Below are 21,363 nucleotides of genomic sequence, written 5' to 3'. Positions count from 1 at the left end.
ATATGTATAGACATAATTGCATCAAACGACTCGGAAATCAAGAAGGTCTTGGCCATGTTGTTCAGGAATGCGCGGATTGCGACGATGGCGGGGGATGAAGCCTATGGGTTGATCGCGCGCGGCGCGCTGCTGGTCGAGGGCGGGCGGATTGCATGGGTCGGGCAGGAGACGGATCTGCCGGGCGGATATGATGGGCCGCAAGAGGATCTGGGCGGGCGACTTGTGACCCCGGCGTTGATCGATTGCCACACCCATATCGTGCATGGCGGCAACCGCGCGGGCGAGTTCGAGATGCGCCTGAACGGGGCAAGCTATGAAGAGGTGGCGCGCGCGGGTGGCGGGATCGTTTCGACCGTCAGGGCGACGCGCGAGGCGTCGGAAGAGGCGTTGCTGGCGGGAGCCTTGCGGTTCGCCGATGCGTTGATCGCCGAGGGGGTTGCGGTCATCGAGGTGAAATCCGGCTATGGGCTGGATATCGCTACCGAGTTGAAAATGCTGCGTGTGGCGCGCGCGATCGAGGGCGCGCGCCCGGTGCGGGTGAAAACCTCTTTCCTTGGGGCGCATGCGGTGCCGGTGGAGTACAAGAACCGTTCGAAGGCGTATGTTTCCGAGATCTGCCTGCCCGCGCTGGAGGCGGCGCATGACGCGGGGCTGGTGGATGCGGTGGACGGGTTCTGCGAGGGTATCGCCTTTTCGCCCGAGGAAATCGCGGTGGTGTTCGACCGGGCGCGGGAACTGGGCCTGCCGGTCAAGCTGCATGCTGAGCAACTGAGTCATCTGGGCGGCACGCAGCTGGCGGCGCGCTATGGCGCGCTGTCGGCGGATCATGTGGAATATGCCGACGATGCGGATGCGCGGGCGCTGGCGCGGGCGAGCAGCGTGGCGGTGATCCTGCCCGGCGCGTTTTATACCCTGCGCGAGACGCAGGCGCCGCCGATCGACATCTTTCGCAGGCATGGCGTGCCGATGGCGCTGGCCACGGACTGCAATCCGGGATCGTCGCCGATGGCGTCATTGCTACTGGCGATGAACATGGGTTGCACGCTGTTTCGCATGACTCCCGAAGAAGCGCTGGCCGGGGTGACGCGGTATGCGGCGCGGGCGCTGGGATTGGGCGACTGCGGCGTGATCGCGGCGGGCCGACGCGCCGATCTGGCGCTCTGGGACGTGGAGCAGCCCGCGGAACTGGCATATCGCATTGGATACAACCCGCTCTGGCGGCGGATTTTTGGGGGTGAGGGATGACGGAAGTCTTGATGCCGGGACAGGTGCGGCTGGCGGTGCTGGAGGCGATCTGGCGCGGCGGGCTGACGGCGGAACTGGACCGCAACGTAAGACCCTCAGTCGAGGCCGCCTTTGCGCTGGTGGCGCGGGCGGCGGCTGGACGTACGGCTGTGTATGGTGTCAATACCGGCTTTGGCAAGCTGGCGAGCGTCAAGATCGCGCCGGAGAAGACCGCGGATCTGCAGCGCAATCTCATCCTGTCGCATTGCTGTGGTGTGGGCGAGACGCTGGACGTAGCCACCACGCGGCTGATGATGGTGCTCAAGCTGATGAGCCTGGGGCGCGGTGCCTCGGGCGTGGCGTGGGCTACGATCGAACTGATCGAGGGGATGCTGGCGCGGGATGTGACGCCGGTGGTGCCCGATCAGGGATCGGTCGGTGCGTCGGGCGATCTGGCTCCGCTGGCGCATATGGCGGCGGTGATGATCGGTGCGGGCGAGGCGTGGCATGATGGGACGCGGCTGCCCGGCTCAGAGGCGCTGTCGCGTGCGGGTCTTGCCCCTATCGTGCTGGGCCCCAAGGAAGGTCTGGCGCTGATCAACGGCACGCAGTTTTCCACCGCCTGTGCGCTGACCGGGCTGTGGGGGGCCTGGCGCAACGCGCAGAATTGCGTGGTGACGGCGGCGCTGTCCACGGATGCAATCATGGGATCGACGGCGCCGCTGGTGGCGGCGATCCACAGCCTGCGCGGCCATGCCGGGCAGATCGAGGTGGCCCGGGCGCAGGCGGCGCTGATGGAGGGCAGCGAGATCCGCGAGAGCCACCGCGAGGGCGACACTCGCGTTCAGGATCCCTATTGCATCCGCTGTCAGGCACAGGTTTCGGGGGCGGCGGTCGATCTGTTGCGGCGGGCGGGCGCGGTGCTGGAGATCGAGGCCAACGCGGTGACCGACAACCCGCTCGTGCTGGTGGACGACAACCACCCCGAGGGAGGCATGATCGTCTCGGGCGGGAATTTTCATGCCGAGCCGGTGGGCTTCGCCGCCGATCAGATCGCCATGGCCATCTCGGAAATCGGGGCGATTGCACAACGGCGCGTCGCGCTGATGGTGGATCCGACGCTGAGTTTCGATCTGCCGCCGTTCCTGACGCCCGAACCGGGGCTGAATTCGGGGATGATGATCGCCGAGGTCACCACCGCTGCGCTGATGAGCGAGAACAAGCATATGGCCAATCCCTGCACGACGGATTCCACACCCACCTCTGCCAATCAGGAGGATCACGTCAGCATGGCGGCGCATGCGGCACGGCGGCTGAAGCGGATGAATGACAACCTGTCGGTCATTCTGGGGGTCGAGGCGATCTGCGGCGCGCAGGGCATCGGGTTCCGTGCGCGCCTGCAGACGAGCACGCCGCTAAGGTCGGTCATCGCGCGGCTGCGCGAGGTGGTGCCGGTTCTGGCAGCCGACCGTTATCTGGCGCCCGATCTGGCGGCCGCGTCGGAAATGGTGCGCGCGGGCGATCTGGTCAACGCATCCGGGCTGGAGTTGGTTCTGTGAGGCGGGGCCCGAGATTTGAGTATTTCCGGAACAGTGAAAGGGGTGCGGCATGATCCCGGTCGAGGTGGTGCGGGGGGATGGCCCGGTCATTCTGGGACTGCCGCATACTGGTACGTATGTTCCGGCGGACGTCCGGGCACGGCTGAATGATCTGGGACGCGGGCTGGCCGATACAGACTGGAACATTCACAAGCTCTACGAGGGGTTGCTGCCCGGCGTGACCACGGTGCGCGCGACATTCCATCGCTATGTCATCGACGCCAATCGCGATCCTTCGGGGGCGAGCCTCTATCCGGGGCAAAATACCACCGGACTGGTGCCGCTGACGGATTTCGACGGTCACGACATCTGGCAGGTGCCGCCCTCGGGCGGCGAGGTGGAGTATCGGCGCGAGACGTTCCATGTGCCCTATCATGCGGCGCTGGAGGCAGAGATGGCGCGGGTGCGCGCGCAGCACGGGGTGGCGGTGCTTTACGATTGCCATTCCATACGGTCACGTATTCCATTTCTTTTCGACGGCGTGCTGCCGGATTTCAACATCGGCACCAATGATGGCGCGACCTGCGCGCCGGCGATCGTCGGGGCGGTCGAGTCAGTCTGCCGGGCGGCAGAGGGCTATAGCTGTGTCACCAACGGCCGGTTCCGGGGCGGCTGGACCACCCGCCATTACGGGCGGCCCGAAGAGGGCTGGCACGCGATCCAGATGGAGCTGGCCCAGTCGACCTATATGGAAGAGGCGGCGCCCTGGCCCTATCTGCACGACCGCGCTGAGCGGCTGCGCCCGCATCTGGCGGAGATACTAAAACAACTGGAAACGCTTGCGCGCACAGGAGATCTGACATGACCGATCCGCGTCACAACACCCGCGACATCTATCCCGACACCGGCGCTGAGATCAGCGCCAAGAGCTGGCTGACCGAGGCGCCGATGCGGATGCTGATGAACAACCTGCATCCCGACGTGGCCGAGAACCCGCATGAACTGGTCGTCTATGGCGGCATCGGGCGTGCGGCCCGCACATGGGAGGATTTCGACCGGATCGTGGGAGCCCTGAAGGGACTGGAGGCGGATGAAACCCTGCTGGTGCAGTCGGGCAAGCCGGTGGGCGTGTTCCGCACCCACAAGGACGCGCCGCGGGTGCTGATCGCCAACAGCAACCTCGTGCCGCATTGGGCGACCTGGGATCACTTCAGCGAACTGGATCGCAAGGGCCTGATGATGTATGGCCAGATGACCGCCGGTTCGTGGATCTATATCGGCTCTCAGGGCATCGTTCAGGGCACCTATGAGACTTTTGTCGAGGCCGGGCGGCAGCATTACGGTGGCAACCTCGGGGGTCGGTGGATCCTGACCGGGGGTCTGGGCGGCATGGGCGGCGCGCAGCCGCTGGCGGCGGTGATGGCGGGGGCCTGCTGTCTGGCCGTGGAATGCGACGAGACGCGCGCAGAATTCCGCAAGCGGACCCGCTATGTCGATGAGATCACGCATTCGCTTGACGAGGCGCTGACGATGATCGACCGCTGGACAGCGGCGGGCGAGGCGAAGAGCGTGGCGCTGATCGGCAATGCGGCGGATGTGTTCCCGGAACTGGTCCGCCGGGGTGTCAGGCCCGATATCGTGACCGATCAGACCAGCGCGCATGATCCGGTGCATGGCTATCTGCCGCAGGGCTGGACGGTTGCCGAGTGGCGCGCGAAACAGGAGAGCGATCCCAAGGCGGTCGAACGCGCGGCGCGCGCCAGCATGCGCGTGCATGTGCAGGCAATGGTGGATTTCTGGAATGCGGGCGTGCCGACGCTAGACTATGGCAACAACATCCGGCAGGTGGCGCTGGATGAGGGGCTGAAGGACGCATTTGCCTTTCCAGGCTTTGTGCCCGCCTATATCCGGCCGCTGTTCTGCCGCGGGATCGGGCCGTTTCGCTGGTGCGCGCTGTCGGGCGATCCCGAGGATATCTACAAGACCGATGCCAAGGTCAGGGAACTGGTGGATGATCCGCATCTGCACAACTGGCTGGACATGGCGCGCGAGCGGATCGCGTTTCAGGGCCTGCCCGCGCGCATCTGCTGGGTTGGACTGGGCGTGCGGCACAAGCTGGGGCTGGCGTTCAACGAGATGGTGCGCACTGGAGAGTTGAGCGCGCCGGTGGTGATTGGCCGCGATCATCTGGATTCGGGGTCTGTTGCCAGCCCGAACCGGGAAACCGAGGGGATGAAGGACGGCTCCGACGCGGTCAGCGACTGGCCGCTGCTGAATGCGCTGCTGAATTGTGCATCGGGGGCCACATGGGTCAGCCTGCATCACGGCGGTGGTGTCGGCATGGGGTTCAGCCAGCATTCAGGCATGGTGATCTGCTGTGACGGCACCGAGGATGCGGATCGGCGCATTGCCAATGTCCTGTGGAACGATCCCGCGACCGGCGTGATGCGCCATGCCGATGCGGGATATGAGATCGCGCTGGACTGCGCGCGCGAACACGGGCTCAATCTGCCGGGTATATTGAAGTGATGCCGGATCTCTTCCGGCCAGGGAACTGATACATAACCGATTGAATTTGCAACAAGGAGGACCAAAGATGAAAAGACGTGAATTTATCCGCGCCGGGGCCATCGGCGGCGCGGCGGCGCTGGCCGCTCCGGCCGTCGCGCAGGACCGGCGGCAGTGGACGCTTGTGTCGGCCTGGCCCAAGAACCTTCCGGGGCCGGGCGTGGCGGCGCAGACGCTGGCCGACCGGATCACCACGCTGTCGGGCGGGCGGCTGGAGGTAAACCTGTTTGCCGCCGGCGAGATCGTGCCGGGGCCGGGGGTGTTCGACGCGGTGTCCGAGGGCACGGCGCAGATCTATCACGCGGTGCCCGCCTATTGGGGGTCGAAATCCAAGGGCATCCTGCTGTTTGGCTCACAGCCCTTTGGCCTGCGCGCTGACGAGCAGGTGGGCTGGATGGTGCATGGCGGCGGTCAGGCGCTCTATGACGAGATGTATGGCCGTTTCGGGATCAAGCCGTTCCTGTGTGGCAATTCCGGCCCGCAATGGTTTGGCTGGTTCCGCAACGAGATCAATTCGACCGACGATCTCAGGGGGATGAAATACCGCTCGACCGGGCTTGCCTCGGAGATGTGCGCCGAGATCGGCATGGCGGTGCAGGCGATGTCCGGTCCGGCGATGTTCCAGGCGCTGCAATCGGGCGCGCTGGACGCGGGCGAATTCATCGGACCCTGGACCGACAGCGCGCTGGGCTATCATCAGGTGGCCAAGAATTACTATTGGCCCGGCGTGGGCGAGCCCTCATCTGCCGAGGAATGCGGTGTCAACATGGCGGCCTGGAACGATCTGCCCGACGACCTGAAGGCCGTGGTGCAACTGGCGGCGTCGAGCCTCTACAACGATGTCTGGACCGAGTACGAGACAAAGCATGCACTGGCGCTCAGGCAGCTTGTCGAGAGCGAGGGCGTGATCCTGCGGCAATTGCCAGATGCCATTGTCGACGACATGGGCAAGGCCGCCGGGACGGTGATCACCCGCCTGCGTGAGGACAGCGACGAGCTGGTGCGGCGGATCGCCGAGAGCTTTGTCGACTATCGCGATTCGGTGGGGGCCTATATGACCTATGCCGATAACGGTCAGATGAACGCGCGGGCGCGGGTTCTGGGATACTGACTGACATGGCGGCCCGGCGCGGACCTGCGCCGGGCCCCTTGCCAAGGATCGGAGGGGGCATGGAACGGATCGCGAGCGGGCTGGATCAGGTCAACCGTCAGGTGGGTCGTGTCGTGCGCTGGCTGGCGATCCTCATGGTGCTGGTGCAATTCGGCGTGGTGCTGCTGCGCTATGTCTTTGGCATCAGTTCCATCGCGGTGAACGAAAGCGTGCTTTACATGCATGCCTCGCTGTTCATGCTGGGCGCGGGGTATACGCTGTTGGTCGATGATCACGTCCGCGTCGATATCTTTCAGGCGAAGGCAAGTGCGCGCGGCAAGGCGCTGATTGATGTGGCGGGGCATCTGGTGCTGCTTCTCCCGTCGATGCTGGCGCTCTTGTGGTGGTCATGGCCGTCGGTGCGCAATGCCTGGGCGATCCGAGAGGGGGCGATTTCGGTGGGTGGAATTCCGGCCGTCTTTCTGCTCAAGTCGCTGATCCCGGCCTTCTGCGTGCTGCTGATCGTTCAGTCGCTGGCCTGTCTTCTGCGCAATCTGATGCGGCTGGGCGGGGGGCGCGCGTGATGCTGGAATACCTTGATCTTCTGATGTTCGCGGCCCTCATGGTGGCGATCATGTCCGGCTTTCCGGTCAGTTTCGCCATCGCGGGCACGGCAATCGGTTTTGCCTACCTGGGATGGGTGGCGGGAGTGATGCCGCTTGGTCTGCTGGGCGCGCTCGGGCAGCGGGTGTTCGGCGTGCTGACCAACGAGGTGCTGATCGCCATTCCGCTTTTCGTCACCATGGGCGTGGTGCTGGAGCGGGCGCGCATCGCCGAGGATCTGCTGGATACGATGGGCCGTCTCTTTGGCCAACTGCGCGGGGGTCTTGGCGTGTCGGTGATCCTGGTGGGGGCGTTGCTGGCGGCTTCGACCGGGATCGTGGGTGCGACAGTCATCGCCATGGGGATGATCGCCCTGCCCACGATGCTGCGCACCGGGTATGATCCGCGGCTTGCCTCGGGGCTGGTCTGCACCGCCGGAACGCTTGGGCAGATCATCCCGCCCTCGACGCTGCTGATCATTCTCAGCGATGTGATGTCGAGCGCCTATCAGCAGGCACAGTATGAGCAGGGCAGGTTTTCGGTCGAGACGATTTCGGTGGGCCAGATTTTCGCCGGTGCGCTGGTGCCGGGGCTGACTCTGGTGGGGATCTATATCGCCTATGTGCTGTTGCGCGGTTTGATCCGGCCGCAGGATGTGCCGCCCGCGCCCACGCCCGGGGGACGCCCCGGCGCGACGGAGGTGGCGCGCGCGATCGCGCCGCCGGTGATGCTGATCGTGGCGGTGCTGGGCGCGATCCTGAGCGGCATCGCCACGCCGACCGAGGCGGCCTCGGTCGGGGCGGTCGGTGCGATCCTGATGGCGGGCGCGCGGCAGGGGGTGAGCCCACGCCTGATCGGGGCCGGGGTTGCGGCGTTGCTGATCCTTGCGGTGGCGGCGGGGCTGGCCCCGGTGCGGCTGCAGCGCAGCGATACGGGGCTGGCGACATGGGCGCTGGGGGCGGTCTACGGCATGCTGGCACTGATCGGGGTGGCGGCGGTGCTGGCCTCTTTGCGCCGCCTTTACGCGCGTGATGTGCTGGGCGGGGTGGTGACCACCACGATGACGGTCAGCGCGATGATCTTTGCCACGATCCTGATGGCGAGCGTTTTCTCTCTGGTTTTCGTAGGGCTGGGCGGCGAGGACCGCGTGGCGCATATCCTGCAATCCATGCCGGGAGGGGCGACCGGGGCGCTGATCTTTGCCATGGTGCTGATCTTCGTGCTGGGTTTCTTTCTCGATTTCGTCGAGATCACGGTGATCCTGTTGCCGCTGCTGGCCCCGGTTCTGATCCTGATGGGGCATGATCCGGTCTGGCTGGCGATCCTGATCGCGATCAATCTGCAGACCTCGTTCCTGACGCCGCCTTTTGGCTTTTCGCTGTTCTACCTGCGTGGGGCGGCCCCGCCCGAGATCACCACGGGGCAGATCTATGCCGGTGTCGCACCGTTCATCCTGTTGCAGATCGTCGGTGTGGCGGTCATCTGGGCGCTGCCGCAGCTGGCGACATGGCTGCCGGGTCTGGTGTTCTGAGCGCGATTGCCGTGTTGACACGGGCGTGAGGGCTGCCGCACCATCCGATCGGGCCATGTCGGCCCAATGGATGCGCGGATGCAGGCCTATCACCGTCCCAGGACATTGCAGGACGCACTGGGCGCACTGGCGGGTGGGGCCGCGCGCGTGGCCGCAGGCTGTACCGATCTCTTTCCGGCGACGGGTGCGCGGGAACTGACCGGACCGGTGGTGGATATCACGCGCGTCGAGGAACTGCGCGGGGTGACGCAGGGGCCGGATGGCTGGCGGTTCGGGGCGGCGACCACATGGGCGGATGTGATCCGTGCCGATCTGCCGCCCGCTTTCGACATGCTGAAAGAGGCGGCGCGCGAGGTGGGATCGGTGCAGATTCAGACCGCCGGAACGCTGGCCGGGAATATCTGCAACGCTTCGCCCGCCGCCGATGGGGTGCCTTGCCTGCTGGCGCTGGAGGCGGAGGTCGAGATCGGTTCCGTCGCGGGCACGCGGCGGGTGCCGCTGGCCGGGTTCATTACCGGGGTCCGGCGGACGGTCCTGCGCCCCGGCGAAATGGTGCTGGCGCTGCATGTGCCCGATGCGGCGGCACACGGGCGCTCGCGGTTCCTGAAGCTGGGGGCGCGGCGCTATCTGGTGATTTCGATTGCCATGGTGGCGGTGCGGCTGCTGGTTGAGGAGGGGCGCGTGTCGCAGGCGGCGGTGGCGGTGGGTGCGTGCAGCGCCGTCGCTCGGCGGCTGGCGCGGCTGGAGGGGGCGCTGGTCGGCGCGCGGGCAGATGAAACGGTGGGCCGGGTTGAAGCGGGGCTGGTTCTGCAGGACCTTGCGCCCATCGACGATATCCGCGCCGATGCCGCCTATCGCGGCACGGCGGCGGTGGAACTGATCCGTCGAGCGATTGGCGATCTGGTGCGCGCATGAACAGGATGTTCGAAAGTCTGAGATTCAAGGTCAATGGCGCGGCGGTCGATCTGCCGGTCAGCCCCGGACGAAGGCTGTCCGAGGTGCTGCGCGAGGATCTGGGGTTGCGCGGCACCAAGGTGGGCTGTGACGCGGGCGATTGCGGGGCCTGCACGGTGCTGATCGACGGCGCACCGGTCTGTGCCTGCCTGACGCCCGTAGCGCAGGTGGCGGGGCGCGCGGTCACCACGGTCGAAGGGCTGGACATGGGGCCGCTGCAGCAGGCGTTTCTGCGCCATGGCGCTGCGCAATGCGGGATTTGCACGCCGGGGATGCTGATGGCGGCGCGGGCGCTTCTGGACCGGGTGGCGCAACCCACCCGCGCCGAGGTGGAGGAGGCGCTGGGCGGTGTGCTGTGCCGTTGCACCGGCTATGCGCGGATCATCGCGGCGGTCATGGATACCGTGCCGGAGGGCGGGGCGGACTGTCCGCCCGCCGGGGCGGCGGTCGGCGCGGCGGTCGAGCGGCTGGACGGTCTGGCCAAGGTGGCAGGGACAGAGGTTTACGGCGCGGATCACCTGCCCGAGGGCGCGCTCTTGGTGCGGGCGGTGCGCGCGCCGGATGCACCGATGGGGTTTGCGTTTGGCGATATCGCGGCATGGCGCGCGGCGCAGGTGGGCGAGGTGCATGTGTTCACCGCCGCCGATGTGCCGGGGGTCAATGTGTTTGGCGTGCTGCCTGCCTTTGCCGATCAGCCGGTTCTGGCCGAGCGCCACGTACGGATGCGCGGCGAGGCGGTGGCGCTGGTGGCGGGCGAGGCATCGGTGATCGAGGCGTTGGATCTGGAGCGGTTCCCGGTCGTGTGGGAGCCGCGGGGACCGGGCCTTGTGCATGAGGGGCGCGAGGGCGATCTGTTGATTCTCGGGTTGGTGCAGCGTGGCGATCTGGCGGAAGGGTTCGCGCAGGCGGCGCATCTGGCGGAACTGGAGGTGACGACGCCCTATATCGAACATGCCTATATCGAGCCCGAGGCCGGTGTGGCCTGGATGGAGGGCGGACGGCTGGTGATTCAGGCCTGCACTCAGACACCGGTGATGGATCGGGACGAGACGGCGAAGGTGCTTGGCCTCGCCCCCGATCAGGTGCGGGTCATTCCGGCGGTGGCGGGCGGCGGGTTCGGGGCCAAGCTCGATCTCAGTGTGCAGCCGTTGATCGGGTTGGTGACGCTGAAGACCGGGCGGGCGGCGCGGATGGTCTGGGGGCGGGCCGAATCAATGGCCGCCTCGACCAAACGGCACCCGTCTTCCATGCGAGGGCGTATGGGGTGCGGTGCGGATGGTCGGATCACCGCGATGGAATTTGACGGCGAGTTCAACACCGGGGCCTATGCAAGCTGGGGGCCCACGGTGGCGGGGCGCGTGCCGGTGCATGCTTCAGGCCCCTATTTCACCCCCGCCTATCGCGCCGAGGCGCGGGCGCGGCACACGTTCAGCGCAATATCGGGGGCGTTTCGCGGCTTTGGCGTGCCGCAGGCGACGATCCTGCAGGAAATGCTGTATGATGATCTGGCGGCTCGGGCGGGGATCGACCGGCTGGAGTTCCGCCGGGTGAATGCGTTGCGCGACGGGCAGGCGACAGTTTGCGGACAGGTCTTGCAGGGCGTGGGCATCGGCGCCTGCCTGGAGGCGCTGGTAGAACCGTGGCAGGCGGCGCTGGCGCGGGCGGCGGGGGCCAATGCGGGCGGCGGGCATATCCGGCAAGGCGTGGGCATCGCGGCGTGCTGGTATGGTTGCGGCAACACGGGTCTTGCCAATCCCTCGACCATCCGGTTGGGGATCAGCGCCGGGGGCCGGCTGGTGCTGCATCAGGGGGCGACGGATATAGGACAGGGGGCCAACACCGTCATCGCGCAGATCTGCGCCGACGCGGTGGGGCTGTCACTGAATGATCTTGATCTGATCGGTGCCGATACCGATCTCACGCCCGACTGCGGCAAGACATCGGCCTCGCGCCAGACCTTTGTCACCGGCAAGGCGGCGATGCTCGCGGGGCAGGCGTTGCGGGAGAAGGTGCTGGCGCTGAGCAACATGGGGCCGGAGGCGGCGCTGCGGCTGTCGGGTGCCGTTCTGATCGTGAGTGACGGGCAGGCAGAGCGGCGCATTGATCTGCACGCGCTGGAACGGGATGCGCGGGGTTATGTGCTGAGCGCCGAGGAAACCTATGATCCGCCGACCACGCCGCTGGATGCCAACGGGCAGGGCGCACCCTATGCGGTTTACGGCTATGGCGCGCAGGTGGCGGAGGTGGCGGTGGATACCTGTCTTGGCACGGTCAGGGTCACGCGGATCACCGCCGCGCATGACCTGGGACGGGTCATAAACCCGCTTCTGGCGCGGGGGCAGGTCGAGGGCGGCATCGCGCAGGGGCTGGGTATGGCGCTGATGGAGGAGTTCATTCCGGGGCGGACAGAGAACCTGCATGACTACCTGATCCCCACCACGGGTGACATGCCGCAGATCGAGACGATTTTTGTCGAGGTGCCCGATCCCGAGGGGCCGATGGGGGCAAAGGGGTTGGGCGAGCATGTGCTGATCCCGACCGCACCTGCGATTATCAATGCGATCCGGGATGCGACGGGCGCGCGTGTCACGCGCCTGCCCGCGCTGCCGCACCGGGTACTTGCGGCGATCCGGGAGGCAGGGACATGAGCCGCCCGCGCGAAGAAAAGATCCGCTGCGATGCCTGCCCGGTCATGTGCTATATCGCGCCGGGCAAGGTGGGGGCCTGCGACCGTTATGCCAATGAGGATGGGCGCATCGTGCGCTGCGATCCGATTACCATACTGGACCGCAGGGTTCAGGTGGGCGGCGAGATACGGCCCTTTCTGAAAACCCATTGGGAGGGTGATGTGATCGGCTCGGGCGATCTGACGGTCAGCGGCGTGGGCGCGGGCACCACCTATCCCGATTACAAACCCGCCCCCTTCATCGTCAGCCGCGAGGTGGAGGGCGCGGATTTCGTCACCGTCGTGACCGAGGCGATCTATTCCTATTGCGGCGTCAAGGTAAAGATCGACACCGATCGGCATCTGGGCGAGGAGCGCGCCATCGTCCGCGCGGGTGGCGAGGTGGTGGGGCATGTGACCACGTCGGAATATGGCAGCCGGATGCTGTCACTGGGCGGGGTTGAGCATCTGACCGGCGGCAGCAAGGCCGAGGGGCGGGTGACCTGCGATACGCTGCTGCGCCTGTGTAGCCGCGAGGCGGTGGAACTCGAGATTGAGGGCGGCGCATCCGTCGTGGTGCAGGCGGGGCAGGCGCCGGTGGTGGATGGCGTGCGCGAAGAGCGGATGCGCGTGGGCTGTGGATCGGCCACCATCGGGATGTTTGCAAGTCAATGGCAGGGACTGGTGGATGAGGTGGTTGTGGTCGACGACCATATCACCGGGGTCGTCAGCGAGCATCAGGCGGGCAAGGTGCTGGGCTGGCCCGATACCGGAATCCGGATCAAGGGGCACAGATCCACGCCGGGACGGTATTTCAAGGTGGCCCGGCCCGGCAAGGGCTGGGGCGGGACCAATATCGACGATCCGCTGACCATTCTCAACCCGTGGTGGGAAAAGAAGGGCGCGCGGCCCGGTCTGAGCCTGCTGATGGTATCCACGACCGGAGAGCATTCGGGGTATTACGTGCTGGATGAGGCGTTGCAGCCGCAGCCTGCCGGGATGCCGGAGGCGTTGCGCGCCTCGGTCGATCTGATCGCCGAGAATTGCGAACCTGCACTCTGCACGGTGATGTTTCAGGCGGGTGCGGGCGGATCGTTGCGTTCCGGCGTGACGCGCAATCCGGTGCGGCTGACGCGGGCGGTACAGGCGGGGCGGGCGCGGGTGACGTGCGGCGGTGCACCGGCGTGGGTCTGGCCCGGCGGCGGGATCACGATCATGGTGCATGTGCTGGCAATGCCCGAGGGCAGTTTCGGCTATGTGCCGACGCCTGCGCTGGTGGCGCCGCTGGAATTCACCCTGCCGCGCGCGGATTACGTGGAACTGGGCGGGCATGAGGCGGCAATCCGTACGGTAGCGGACGTTCTGGAGCGCGGCGGCGACTATGGCGCGGCGTTCCGTGCGGTGGGGCCAAGGGAATGAGCGGGGTGCAGGCGGCATGGCTGTCCGGCGGGCGGTTGCATCTGCATCACGGGCCGATCGACATGATCGTGGGCGCAGAGGGGCCGGGGCGCGAGGCCGGGCTGGCGCGCGCGGCGGGTGCGTTCGGGGGGGTGTTGCAGGGATTGGTGGAAGAATTGCCGCGATTGCGCGCGGATGCCGGGCCGATGCCGCGGGGCGCAGTGGCGCGGCGGATGGTGGCGGCGGTTGCACCGTTTGCGCCCGAGTTCATCACGCCAATGGCGGCGGTTGCGGGCGCGGGGGCCGAGGCAGTACTGGCGGCGCTCTGCAACGGGCCGGGTATCGGGCGGGCCTATGTCAACAACGGCGGCGATGTGGCGTTTCATCTGGGCACGGGGCAGGAGATGCGCGCGGCGGGGGTGGCAGGGCTGGTACGGATCGGGACAGACGATCCGTGGCGCGGTGTGGCAACCTCTGGTCAGGGCGGGCGCAGCCTGTCGCTGGGCATCGCCGAAAGCGTGACGGTGCTGGCGCGCGGCGCGGCGCTGGCGGATGCGGCGGCGACGATGATCGCCAACCGCGTCGATCTGCCGGGGCATGCAGCGATCCTGCGCGTGCCGGCCTGCGAGGTCGCGCCCGACAGCGATCTGGGGGCACGATTGGTGGTGCGGCATGTCGGGCCGCTGACGCCGGACGAGGTGGCGCAGGCGCTGGACCGGGGCACGGATTATGCGCAGGGTTTGCGGATGCGAGGGCTAATTGGCGGCGCGATGCTTGCCCTGCGCGGTCAGATGCGGATCGTGGGCGACCTGCCGCTTGTCACGAGTCAAGAAAAGGAGGCAGTGAATGCCTGAATTCATCCTGCGCAAGACGGCGATTTTCATCGAGGATATTCACCATGACGGGGGTTCTGCCCCGGCCTTGCCGCGCAGGCGGGCGGCGATTGCGGCGCTGGTCGGCAACCCCTTTGCCGGGGGATATGTGGAGGAACTGCAATCCGCGATGGAGGATCTCAAGCCGCTGGGCCTGATGATGACCGACCGGCTGATCGAGGCGATGGATGGCCCCGAGGGGATCGACGGCTATGGCAAGGCGGCGATGGCGGGTGAGCGGGGCGAACTCGAGCATACCGCGCTCTGGCATGTGCCGGGCGGTTATGCGATGCGCGCGCGGTTGGGCCAGGCGCGGGCGATCGTGCCCTCGGCGATGAAACAGGGCGGACCGGGCAGCCGGATCGACGTGCCGCTGGGCCACATCAACGCCGCCTATGTGCGCAGCCATTTCGATGCGATGGAGGTGGGGCTGGCCGATGGGCCAAGGGCCGATGAAATCCTGTTCATTCTCGCCATGGCGCGCGGCGGACGTGTGCATGACCGGATGGGCGGGCTGAGCGTGGCCGAGGTCCGGGGCGAGGACGGGTTGCGTTAACCATCGGAGTCGCCCTGTTTCTGCGCCTGATAAAGCTGAGCGTAATAGCCGCTTTTCGCCAGAAGTTCGGCATGTCCGCCCTGTTCGACCAGTTGCCCCGCTTCGAGCACAAAGATGGTATCGGCGTCGGCGATAGAGGACAGGCGGTGCGCCACGACAATTGTCGTGCGCCCCTTTGTCAGGCGCGTCAGCGCGGATTTGATCCGCGCCTCGGTGCCCTGATCGAGTGCGCTCGTCGCCTCGTCAAGCAGCAGAATCGGCGCATTGACCAGGAAGGCGCGGGCGATGGCGATGCGCTGTTTCTGCCCGCCCGAGAGTTGCGCACCCTTGGGGCCCACGGGGGTGTCGCCACGGGCGCGGATCAGTTCCGCGATCTCGGCGTTTTCGGCGGCGGTCCATATCTGTGCGTCGGTCGCGTCGGGGTTCACATAGCGGATATTGTCCCAGATCGAGCTGTTGAAGATCACGATGTCCTGCGCCACCACCGAAAAAGCGCTGCGCAGGGTGCGCACGCGCAGCCGGTCGATGGGTGTGCCGCCGATGGTGATCTGTCCGTCCTGTACATCATAAAGTCGCGACAGAAGCGACAGGATCGTCGTCTTGCCCGAGCCGGTGGCCCCGACGATGGCCGAGACCTGGCCACCACGAAAGGTCATTGTGAGGCCGTCAAAGAGCGGCTGATCGGGGCTATAGGAGAAACGCACACGGTCGAGAACGATATCGCCGCCGGTGTCGAATTCAGTCAGCGCTTCGGGGGCATCGACGATCGTGGGGGTTTCGAAATAGAGGCCACGCACCCGGTCGAGAAGGACGAGATGAGTTTGCACGATGCCCAGATACTGCGCGAGCATACGCGCCGGATCCGAGACCAGCACCATGCCCAAAAGAAAGGTGATGATGCCGGCCCCGTCGATGTCGAAATGGGGATTGAGCACCATGTAGCCGCCGCCGCCGATGACCAGCACATAGACAAAGGCCGACGAAAGATCGACCGATGGCACGACCAGTGCCTGCGTGCGCTGGACCCTGAGCGAGAGATCGCGCAGCCTGGCGGTCTCCTTTTCCAGGCGCGCGATTTCCATATCCTCCTGGCTTGCGATCTTGACGGTTCGCATGCCCGTCACGGTCTCTTCGATCCCGCTCATATACTGTCCGAGCGCGGTTTCCGCCTCGCCCTGTACGCGCTTGACCTTGGCAGCGACAAAATTCATTACCCAGATGATAAAGGGCAGCACCAGAATTGCGGCGGTGAAGAGCAGCGGGTTCTTCCAGATCAGATAGCCCGAGATGATCACGAGCGTTACGAGGTCGCGCACCGCGTTGGCTGTGGCAAGGCCGATGAAATGACCAAGCGCCTGGGTCTGGCTGACAAGGCGCTGGATGATCTCGCCGGATTTGGTGCGTTCGAAATAGGCCAGGTCGAGACCCATCATATGCGTGGTCAGGTCGCGCCGAATCTCGAAGATCGCGCTGTTGGAGACCCACACCGAAACACGCGGTACGAGATAGGCCATCAGCCCGCGCACCGTGAAGAGAAAGAACACCACCACGCAGATCAGCAGCAGTTCGCGCATCATGCCCTTTTCAAAGATCACCCGCAGGCCGTTTTCGGTGATCGACAGGAATTGCTGATAGACCACGCCCTGCACCAGGATCATGCCCAGCACCAGTCCCAGCCAGGGCGCGCGCCGTTTCATGTAGTGCCGCCAGAACCAGCGCAGGTTGTCGCGATCCCGTGCAGAGAAAAGCGGGGTTTTGGCAGAGCGGGCGGGTTTGGGCATGCGGTTGGGACCGATTGATCAGGATATGTTGTCCCGCCTCATAAAGGGTTCCGCGCCCGAGGTCATCCCATTAAGCGCCCTATGGTTCAGAGGGTGGCAGGCCAAGCAGGTCGTCGAGTTGCCGGGCGATCCAGCCGCGCGGAATGAAATGCCCGCGTCCGTGCACGTCCAGCGTGACCTGCCCCGCCTCGCAATCGGACCAGGTGGTTCGGGTGAAGGTGTCATGCTGCGTGACGCTCCAGTCGCCCATGTCCTCGCCCGGCCCGGCACAGCCCAGCCGGTCGCGCCACAGCCGCACCGGAAAGGTGGTGTCGCCCCCCGGACCGAAGGGGAATGCCATCACGGTGTCCCTTGTGCCATGCACATGGCGGACCTCTTGCGGGGCCTGCGGGCAGTTGGTGAACTGATCCAGCGTACCCGAGACCGCGAGCAGCGCCGCGACGTCGTCGCCGTTTTCGCAGACATAGCGCCAGGCCATGGCGGAACCGTAGGAATAGCCGGAAACAAAGATGCGGTTGCGGTCGATGGGATAGCGTCTGGCGGCGTCCTCGATCACGGCGGCGGCAAAATCGACATCATCGGTGTGCCGCGTCCAGAAATCCCAGGTGCGCCCCGTGCCGTTCGGGGCCAGCAGAAGCACCCCGCGCGTGCGGGTCGCGCCGGAGATGCGGCCATGTTTGACGATCAGCGTGCCCTGCCGCATCCAGCCGTGAAAATGCAGAAGAACGGGTAGCGGGCTGATGCCGTCCCAGCCGTCGGGTTCCTTGACGTGATAGGAGCGCTCGTCGAGCGGGCAGGGCACCGCGTCGTGGCAGGGGGCGATCTCAGCACCTGTTGCAAATGCGGTAACGGGCCAGATAAGGGCAAGGGCAAGCAAAAAGGGACGCATAAGGATTCCGTCGTTGGGCATATTGCCCCAAGGTAGCCAGCACCGGCGAAATGTCATGTCACAAGCCTGTCAGGCAGGCGTGGCCGAAAAATTCGTCGAATCCTCCGGCGCTTTTCTCGGGTCAGGGCAACCGGTCTCAGATCAGCGCAAGGATACGCGCCGGTCCGCCGGTGCCGCCGCGATGCTTGGGCGCGCCGATGACGATGGTCGCTCCCGCTGCTGGGACCTTGTCGAGATTGGCCAGACATTCGATGCCAAAGCGCCCTGCGGGCAGCCAGGCATAGTGGGTGGCGAAATCGGCCGAAGGTCCATGATCGAGGGAGAGCGTGTCAGAGGCGATCGAGCGCGCGCCGGTTTCCAGCAGCATCTGTGCCGCTTCGACGTGAAAGCCGGGGTAGTGCTGTTTCTCGCCGTCAAATCCGCGAAAATCGTCCGTACCGGTCTTGGCCCCCCAGCCGGAATAGAGCGCGACGCAGGCGCCGTCGGGAATCGGACCATTGGTGGCGATCCAGGCGTTCAGGTCATCGGGGGTGAGCAGGGCATCGGCATCCCCGGCGGCGCGGGCGGCGATATCGACCACGCAGAGCGGCGCCACGAGATCGCCCACCGGGATCGCATCCACCGACGCGCCATCGGCAGAGAAATGCAGCGGCGCGTCGATATGGGTGCCGGTATGCTCGTTGACCGTCAGCGTCATCAGGTTGAAGCCGTGTTCGGCAAAGTTGAAATTCTGTTCGGTCGAGATGCCAGGCGTGCCGAAATAGGTTGGAAAATCCGTGTCATAGGCATGGGTCAGATCTTCGACCGCGCCATGCCCCATCGCCAGCGCGGGTGGTGCGCCCAGAGGGGCAAGTGTGGCTGCTCCGGCGGTGGCGGCAAGGAACGCGCGGCGCGACAGCATCCTGTCCCTGACCGCGTTGATGATACAGGCGTCACACATGGTTGTCTCTCCTCTGCTGGTTGGCGAGTAGGCGGTGTCCTTGACAAAACCCTACGCCGGTGCGGGGTTTTTTCAAGGATTGATCCCCGGATACTGGACATCTGCGGGTTCCGGGCGGCACAATGACCCCCGCCGGTCGTGGACCGTGACGGCCCGGCGGTGTCAAAGAGGAGGCGCGATGATTGCCCTGATGCGATTGCTGATCTTCGGCTTTATCCTGCTGACGGGGATCTATCTGGGCCTGTCGTGGTATTCACGCTCTGTGCGGCGACGCAAGATGACGGCGGATTGGGAAGACGCGGGCAGGCCCGGCGACCGCGACGCCTATATAGAGACGGGGATGGCGCAATATGAGCGCTCCCTGCGGCGTCGACTGATCTGGCTGGTCTATGTGGTGCCGGTGACGGCGGTGGCAGTCATCATTTATGTGACGAATTTCAGATGAGGGGGCCGGGAATGGTCTATGTCAAATGGGTGTTGCGGGGGCTGTTCTGGATCGCGCTGATTGTGTTCCTGCATTACACGCTGCCGCAGCATGACGTGGTGCGGATCACCGATACCTACGAAAAGCGGGTCAATCCGGGAGACAACGCGCTGTTCTGGTCGAATGCCGATACCGGCGAACGGACCGATGTGGTCGAGCGGGATGTATTCTTCATCCAGACGTTCCGCTCCAATGACAAGCCGATGATCTACCGCAACGAGGATACCGGATGGGGCTGGCCACCCTATTTCAAGTTCAATACGTCGAATTTGCAGGCGCAGGCATCTGATCTGATCTCGAAGAAGAGCGCGGAAACCGCGCAATGGGTTGTCGTGCGCCATTATGGCTGGCGCAACGAGTTTTTCTCGATCTACCCCAATGCGGTCAGCATACGGGCGGCTGAGGGGCCCGATGCGCGGGTCATTCCGTGGTTCAACATCGTGCTGCTGACGCTGCTGGCGGCGATATTCTGGGCCATTCGTGTGCGCTGGAACCGGTTTTGGCAGGCGCGGGGAGAGCAGGCGGACGATGAGTGGAGCGAGGGCATGGGCTGAAAAGCCCGATCTATCGCCTGCCGTAATAGAGGCCGACGACATGTTCGGCCTCGGCAAAAAAGAGCCAGCGCGAGGCAAGGATGCCTGCGACATGGCTGATCACGGCCACAAGCGCGAGGGCATGCGAAAACGGCGCCAGCAGCAGCGCCACCGGCAGCGCATAGCCGAGCGCAAGGGCGATGACGCGCAGTTTGCGCGCGTGTTTGCGTCCTACCTGATAGGCCATCTCGCGCAGCAGGTAGTTGGTGCCGGTATGCGGCGGCTCGAACGCGCGGACCGTGCCGATATCGCCCAGCCCGGTTGCCGTGGCGAGGGTCGTTCCGCTGACCGCAAAGGCACTGTCGCCACGCGCCCACCACAGGACCTGAAGCACGGCGGCGATGGGAATGAGGATCAGCACGGCGCTGATCTGTCCCGCGAGCAGCGCGCCACCGGCGAGGGAAATCGCGATCAGCAGCGCGGGCGTCAGCGGCGTTTTCCAGCGCGGCACGGTGTTCATCTGCGCATAGATCATCGAGGTGGTGAACACCGTGGCCAGCGACAGCGCCGCGCCGATCCATCCAAGCATCGCGATTCGGGCGTCGAAGAACACCAGCCCCGCGCCATAGGCCGCCATGACGACCAGCGCCGCGACCGCGCAGATGCCCTCGCGCGACAGCCAGCTTGAGCGCCACTGGCTGAACGCCTTGATCGCGCGCTCGGGGTGGCCAAGGTGAAAGGTCGAGGCCATGAGCCCGCCCACGGCAAGGGCGTAGGCAATTGCGAAAAAGGTGAAGGCCACCCAGCCGGTCACGGCAGGCAGGCCGATCCCGAGCCAGAACAGCAGCCCGAAGCCCAACCCCGAAAGCGTTGTGAAGGTGATGACGGAAGGGGCGGGATGCATGTCAGATCCTTTCCAATGCGCGGTCGAGCCAGCCGAGGAAGCCTGCGGGTTCTTCCATCACCGGGGTGAGGAAGGGGGCGAGGATGTCGATCTCTCCGTCAGGTTTCGGTTGATCGAGCCGATCCTTGGGCCGGGGCGGGAGGTATTTGTTGACTGGCCCTGTCCCTTGTTCGGGCATGAGATCCATACCGCCGCGCTCGGCGGTGAGACGGCTTACAGTGCTGTCGGGATCGGCAAAATCGCCGAAATGCCGCGCGCCGGCCGGGCAGGTGCGTACGCAGGCGGGCACACGGTCGATCTCGGGGAGGTTCTCGTTATAGATGCGATCGACGCAGAGGGTACATTTCTTCATCACGCCCTCGGCCTGATCCATCTCGCGCGCGCCGTAGGGGCAGGCCCAGGCGCAGAGACCGCAGCCGATGCAGTCGCTCTCGTTGACCAGAACGATGCCGTCCTCGACCCGCTTGTAGCTGGCGCCGGTGGGGCAGACGGTGACGCAGGGCGCATCCTGGCAGTGCAGGCAGGATTTGGGGAAGTGGATCAGCTGCGCTGCCGGGTGAGGCATGGCGGAGGTCGCCAGCGGTTGTACCTCGTAGCTGTGAACCCGGTTGAGGAAGGTGCCGGAGGGGTCCGCGCCATAGGGGTTCTGATCCGACAAAGGCGCGCCGTAATTTTCGGTGTTCCAGCCCTTGCAGGACACGACGCAGGCATGACAGCCGACGCAGGTATCCAGGTCGATGACGAGGCCAAGTTTGCGGGTGGTGGATTTGGGCAGTGTGGTCATCTTGTCAGCCCTCGTTCGGGTGGACTGGGCAGGACTGGGGCGCTGCCCC

General features: G+C 65.6%; 19 protein-coding genes. 14 read left to right on the top strand and 5 right to left on the bottom strand.

Annotated features, from left to right (window positions below; all coding sequences use genetic code 11):
- Positions 1 to 54: 54 nt before the first annotated feature.
- The 12 genes from hutI to BSG08_RS03605 all read left to right on the top strand — a co-directional run bounded on the left by hutI (position 55) and on the right by BSG08_RS03605 (position 14,999).
- Positions 55 to 1,245, top strand: a complete 1,191-nt coding sequence (hutI, locus tag BSG08_RS03660; RefSeq protein WP_093032251.1) for an imidazolonepropionase — start codon at positions 55 to 57, stop codon at positions 1,243 to 1,245.
- Entirely contained in the window at positions 1,242 to 2,783 is a 1,542-nt protein-coding gene (hutH, locus tag BSG08_RS03655; protein WP_093032248.1) for a histidine ammonia-lyase, read from the top strand. Before hutI ends, hutH begins: the two co-directional genes overlap by 4 nt.
- 49 nt (positions 2,784 to 2,832) lie before the next feature.
- Positions 2,833 to 3,627: an N-formylglutamate deformylase gene (gene hutG, locus BSG08_RS03650; RefSeq protein WP_093032245.1), complete on the top strand. Its 795-nt coding sequence runs from the start codon at positions 2,833 to 2,835 to the stop codon at positions 3,625 to 3,627.
- Entirely contained in the window at positions 3,624 to 5,291 is a 1,668-nt protein-coding gene (gene hutU / locus BSG08_RS03645) for a urocanate hydratase (RefSeq protein WP_093032242.1), read from the top strand. Before hutG ends, hutU begins: the two co-directional genes overlap by 4 nt.
- Before the next feature lie 67 nt (positions 5,292 to 5,358).
- The gene (locus BSG08_RS03640) at positions 5,359 to 6,441 is read left to right on the top strand and encodes a TRAP transporter substrate-binding protein (protein ID WP_093032239.1); all 1,083 of its coding nucleotides are present in this window, start codon (positions 5,359 to 5,361) and stop codon (positions 6,439 to 6,441) included.
- Positions 6,442 to 6,500: 59 nt separating this feature from the next.
- Positions 6,501 to 7,004 (top strand): TRAP transporter small permease subunit, encoded by a 504-nt coding sequence (locus BSG08_RS03635; RefSeq protein ID WP_093032236.1) that lies wholly within the window; start codon positions 6,501 to 6,503, stop codon positions 7,002 to 7,004.
- On the top strand, positions 7,004 to 8,554 hold the full coding sequence (locus tag BSG08_RS03630) for a TRAP transporter large permease (protein ID WP_175544679.1): 1,551 nt from the start codon (positions 7,004 to 7,006) through the stop codon (positions 8,552 to 8,554). Before BSG08_RS03635 ends, BSG08_RS03630 begins: the two co-directional genes overlap by 1 nt.
- Positions 8,555 to 8,632: 78 nt before the next feature.
- Positions 8,633 to 9,469 (top strand): FAD binding domain-containing protein, encoded by an 837-nt coding sequence (locus BSG08_RS03625; protein WP_093033262.1) that lies wholly within the window; start codon positions 8,633 to 8,635, stop codon positions 9,467 to 9,469.
- Positions 9,466 to 12,156 carry a molybdopterin-dependent oxidoreductase gene (locus tag BSG08_RS03620; RefSeq protein WP_217649874.1) on the top strand — a complete coding sequence of 897 codons (2,691 nt, stop codon included), beginning with the start codon at positions 9,466 to 9,468 and terminating at the stop codon, positions 12,154 to 12,156. Before BSG08_RS03625 ends, BSG08_RS03620 begins: the two co-directional genes overlap by 4 nt.
- Positions 12,153 to 13,592 carry a 6-hydroxynicotinate reductase gene (locus tag BSG08_RS03615; RefSeq protein WP_093032230.1) on the top strand — a complete coding sequence of 480 codons (1,440 nt, stop codon included), beginning with the start codon at positions 12,153 to 12,155 and terminating at the stop codon, positions 13,590 to 13,592. The genes BSG08_RS03620 and BSG08_RS03615 overlap by 4 nt, the downstream gene beginning before the upstream one ends.
- Complete coding sequence (locus BSG08_RS03610) at positions 13,589 to 14,425, top strand: UPF0280 family protein (RefSeq protein WP_093032227.1); 837 nt, start codon at positions 13,589 to 13,591, stop codon at positions 14,423 to 14,425. The genes BSG08_RS03615 and BSG08_RS03610 overlap by 4 nt, the downstream gene beginning before the upstream one ends.
- Positions 14,418 to 14,999 (top strand): amino acid synthesis family protein, encoded by a 582-nt coding sequence (locus BSG08_RS03605; RefSeq protein WP_093032224.1) that lies wholly within the window; start codon positions 14,418 to 14,420, stop codon positions 14,997 to 14,999. The genes BSG08_RS03610 and BSG08_RS03605 overlap by 8 nt, the downstream gene beginning before the upstream one ends.
- Here the strand turns inward: BSG08_RS03605 and BSG08_RS03600 are convergent.
- The 3 genes from BSG08_RS03600 to BSG08_RS03590 form a co-directional block, all read right to left on the bottom strand.
- On the bottom strand, positions 14,996 to 16,780 hold the full coding sequence (locus BSG08_RS03600) for an ABC transporter ATP-binding protein (protein WP_093032221.1): 1,785 nt from the start codon (positions 16,778 to 16,780) through the stop codon (positions 14,996 to 14,998). The two genes, BSG08_RS03605 and BSG08_RS03600, sit on opposite strands and share 4 nt — an antisense overlap.
- Before the next feature lie 79 nt (positions 16,781 to 16,859).
- Positions 16,860 to 17,669 (bottom strand): CE1 family esterase, encoded by an 810-nt coding sequence (locus tag BSG08_RS03595; protein WP_093033259.1) that lies wholly within the window; start codon positions 17,667 to 17,669, stop codon positions 16,860 to 16,862.
- Positions 17,670 to 17,805: 136 nt separating this feature from the next.
- The gene (locus tag BSG08_RS03590; protein ID WP_093032218.1) at positions 17,806 to 18,609 is read right to left on the bottom strand and encodes a cyclase family protein; all 804 of its coding nucleotides are present in this window, start codon (positions 18,607 to 18,609) and stop codon (positions 17,806 to 17,808) included.
- Between the two features lie 178 nt (positions 18,610 to 18,787).
- Between BSG08_RS03590 and BSG08_RS03585 the strand changes: the two genes are divergently transcribed.
- Both BSG08_RS03585 and BSG08_RS03580 read left to right on the top strand, forming a co-directional pair.
- The gene (locus BSG08_RS03585; protein WP_093032215.1) at positions 18,788 to 19,054 is read left to right on the top strand and encodes a hypothetical protein; all 267 of its coding nucleotides are present in this window, start codon (positions 18,788 to 18,790) and stop codon (positions 19,052 to 19,054) included.
- Between the two features lie 11 nt (positions 19,055 to 19,065).
- A complete protein-coding gene (locus tag BSG08_RS03580) occupies positions 19,066 to 19,647 on the top strand; it encodes a DUF1523 family protein (RefSeq protein ID WP_093032212.1) in 582 nt (193 codons plus the stop codon).
- Positions 19,648 to 19,657: 10 nt separating this feature from the next.
- On the opposite strand, the gene BSG08_RS03575 is transcribed toward BSG08_RS03580, so the two are convergent.
- A complete protein-coding gene (locus BSG08_RS03575) occupies positions 19,658 to 20,530 on the bottom strand; it encodes a dimethyl sulfoxide reductase anchor subunit family protein (RefSeq protein WP_093032209.1) in 873 nt (290 codons plus the stop codon).
- Between the two features lies 1 nt (position 20,531).
- Positions 20,532 to 21,314, bottom strand: a complete 783-nt coding sequence (locus BSG08_RS03570; protein ID WP_093032206.1) for a 4Fe-4S dicluster domain-containing protein — start codon at positions 21,312 to 21,314, stop codon at positions 20,532 to 20,534.
- Between the last annotated feature and the right edge of the window lie 49 nt (positions 21,315 to 21,363).

Source organism: Roseovarius azorensis (assembly GCF_900109455.1).
Taxonomy (GTDB): domain Bacteria; phylum Pseudomonadota; class Alphaproteobacteria; order Rhodobacterales; family Rhodobacteraceae; genus Roseovarius; species Roseovarius azorensis.
The sequence above is the reverse complement of the archived record's forward strand: the minus strand, read 5'-3'. Positions and strand labels throughout refer to the sequence as shown.

Excerpts from the sequence above, each read along its gene's own strand:
- BSG08_RS03605 (WP_093032224.1), top strand. The coding sequence starts at position 14,418 with ATGCCTGAATTCATCCTGCGCAAGACGGCGATTTTCATCGAGGATATT.
- BSG08_RS03575 (WP_093032209.1), bottom strand. The coding sequence starts at position 20,530 with ATGCATCCCGCCCCTTCCGTCATCACCTTCACAACGCTTTCGGGGTTG.
- BSG08_RS03610 (WP_093032227.1), top strand. The coding sequence starts at position 13,589 with ATGAGCGGGGTGCAGGCGGCATGGCTGTCCGGCGGGCGGTTGCATCTG.
- BSG08_RS03615 (WP_093032230.1), top strand. The coding sequence starts at position 12,153 with ATGAGCCGCCCGCGCGAAGAAAAGATCCGCTGCGATGCCTGCCCGGTC.
- hutI (WP_093032251.1), top strand. The coding sequence starts at position 55 with ATGTTGTTCAGGAATGCGCGGATTGCGACGATGGCGGGGGATGAAGCC.
- BSG08_RS03590 (WP_093032218.1), bottom strand. The coding sequence starts at position 18,609 with ATGTGTGACGCCTGTATCATCAACGCGGTCAGGGACAGGATGCTGTCG.
- hutG (WP_093032245.1), top strand. The coding sequence starts at position 2,833 with ATGATCCCGGTCGAGGTGGTGCGGGGGGATGGCCCGGTCATTCTGGGA.
- BSG08_RS03585 (WP_093032215.1), top strand. The coding sequence starts at position 18,788 with ATGATTGCCCTGATGCGATTGCTGATCTTCGGCTTTATCCTGCTGACG.
- BSG08_RS03635 (WP_093032236.1), top strand. The coding sequence starts at position 6,501 with ATGGAACGGATCGCGAGCGGGCTGGATCAGGTCAACCGTCAGGTGGGT.
- BSG08_RS03600 (WP_093032221.1), bottom strand. The coding sequence starts at position 16,780 with ATGCCCAAACCCGCCCGCTCTGCCAAAACCCCGCTTTTCTCTGCACGG.
- hutH (WP_093032248.1), top strand. The coding sequence starts at position 1,242 with ATGACGGAAGTCTTGATGCCGGGACAGGTGCGGCTGGCGGTGCTGGAG.
- BSG08_RS03580 (WP_093032212.1), top strand. The coding sequence starts at position 19,066 with ATGGTCTATGTCAAATGGGTGTTGCGGGGGCTGTTCTGGATCGCGCTG.
- BSG08_RS03625 (WP_093033262.1), top strand. The coding sequence starts at position 8,633 with ATGCAGGCCTATCACCGTCCCAGGACATTGCAGGACGCACTGGGCGCA.
- BSG08_RS03640 (WP_093032239.1), top strand. The coding sequence starts at position 5,359 with ATGAAAAGACGTGAATTTATCCGCGCCGGGGCCATCGGCGGCGCGGCG.
- BSG08_RS03570 (WP_093032206.1), bottom strand. The coding sequence starts at position 21,314 with ATGACCACACTGCCCAAATCCACCACCCGCAAACTTGGCCTCGTCATC.
- BSG08_RS03630 (WP_175544679.1), top strand. The coding sequence starts at position 7,004 with ATGCTGGAATACCTTGATCTTCTGATGTTCGCGGCCCTCATGGTGGCG.
- BSG08_RS03595 (WP_093033259.1), bottom strand. The coding sequence starts at position 17,669 with ATGCGTCCCTTTTTGCTTGCCCTTGCCCTTATCTGGCCCGTTACCGCA.
- BSG08_RS03620 (WP_217649874.1), top strand. The coding sequence starts at position 9,466 with ATGAACAGGATGTTCGAAAGTCTGAGATTCAAGGTCAATGGCGCGGCG.
- hutU (WP_093032242.1), top strand. The coding sequence starts at position 3,624 with ATGACCGATCCGCGTCACAACACCCGCGACATCTATCCCGACACCGGC.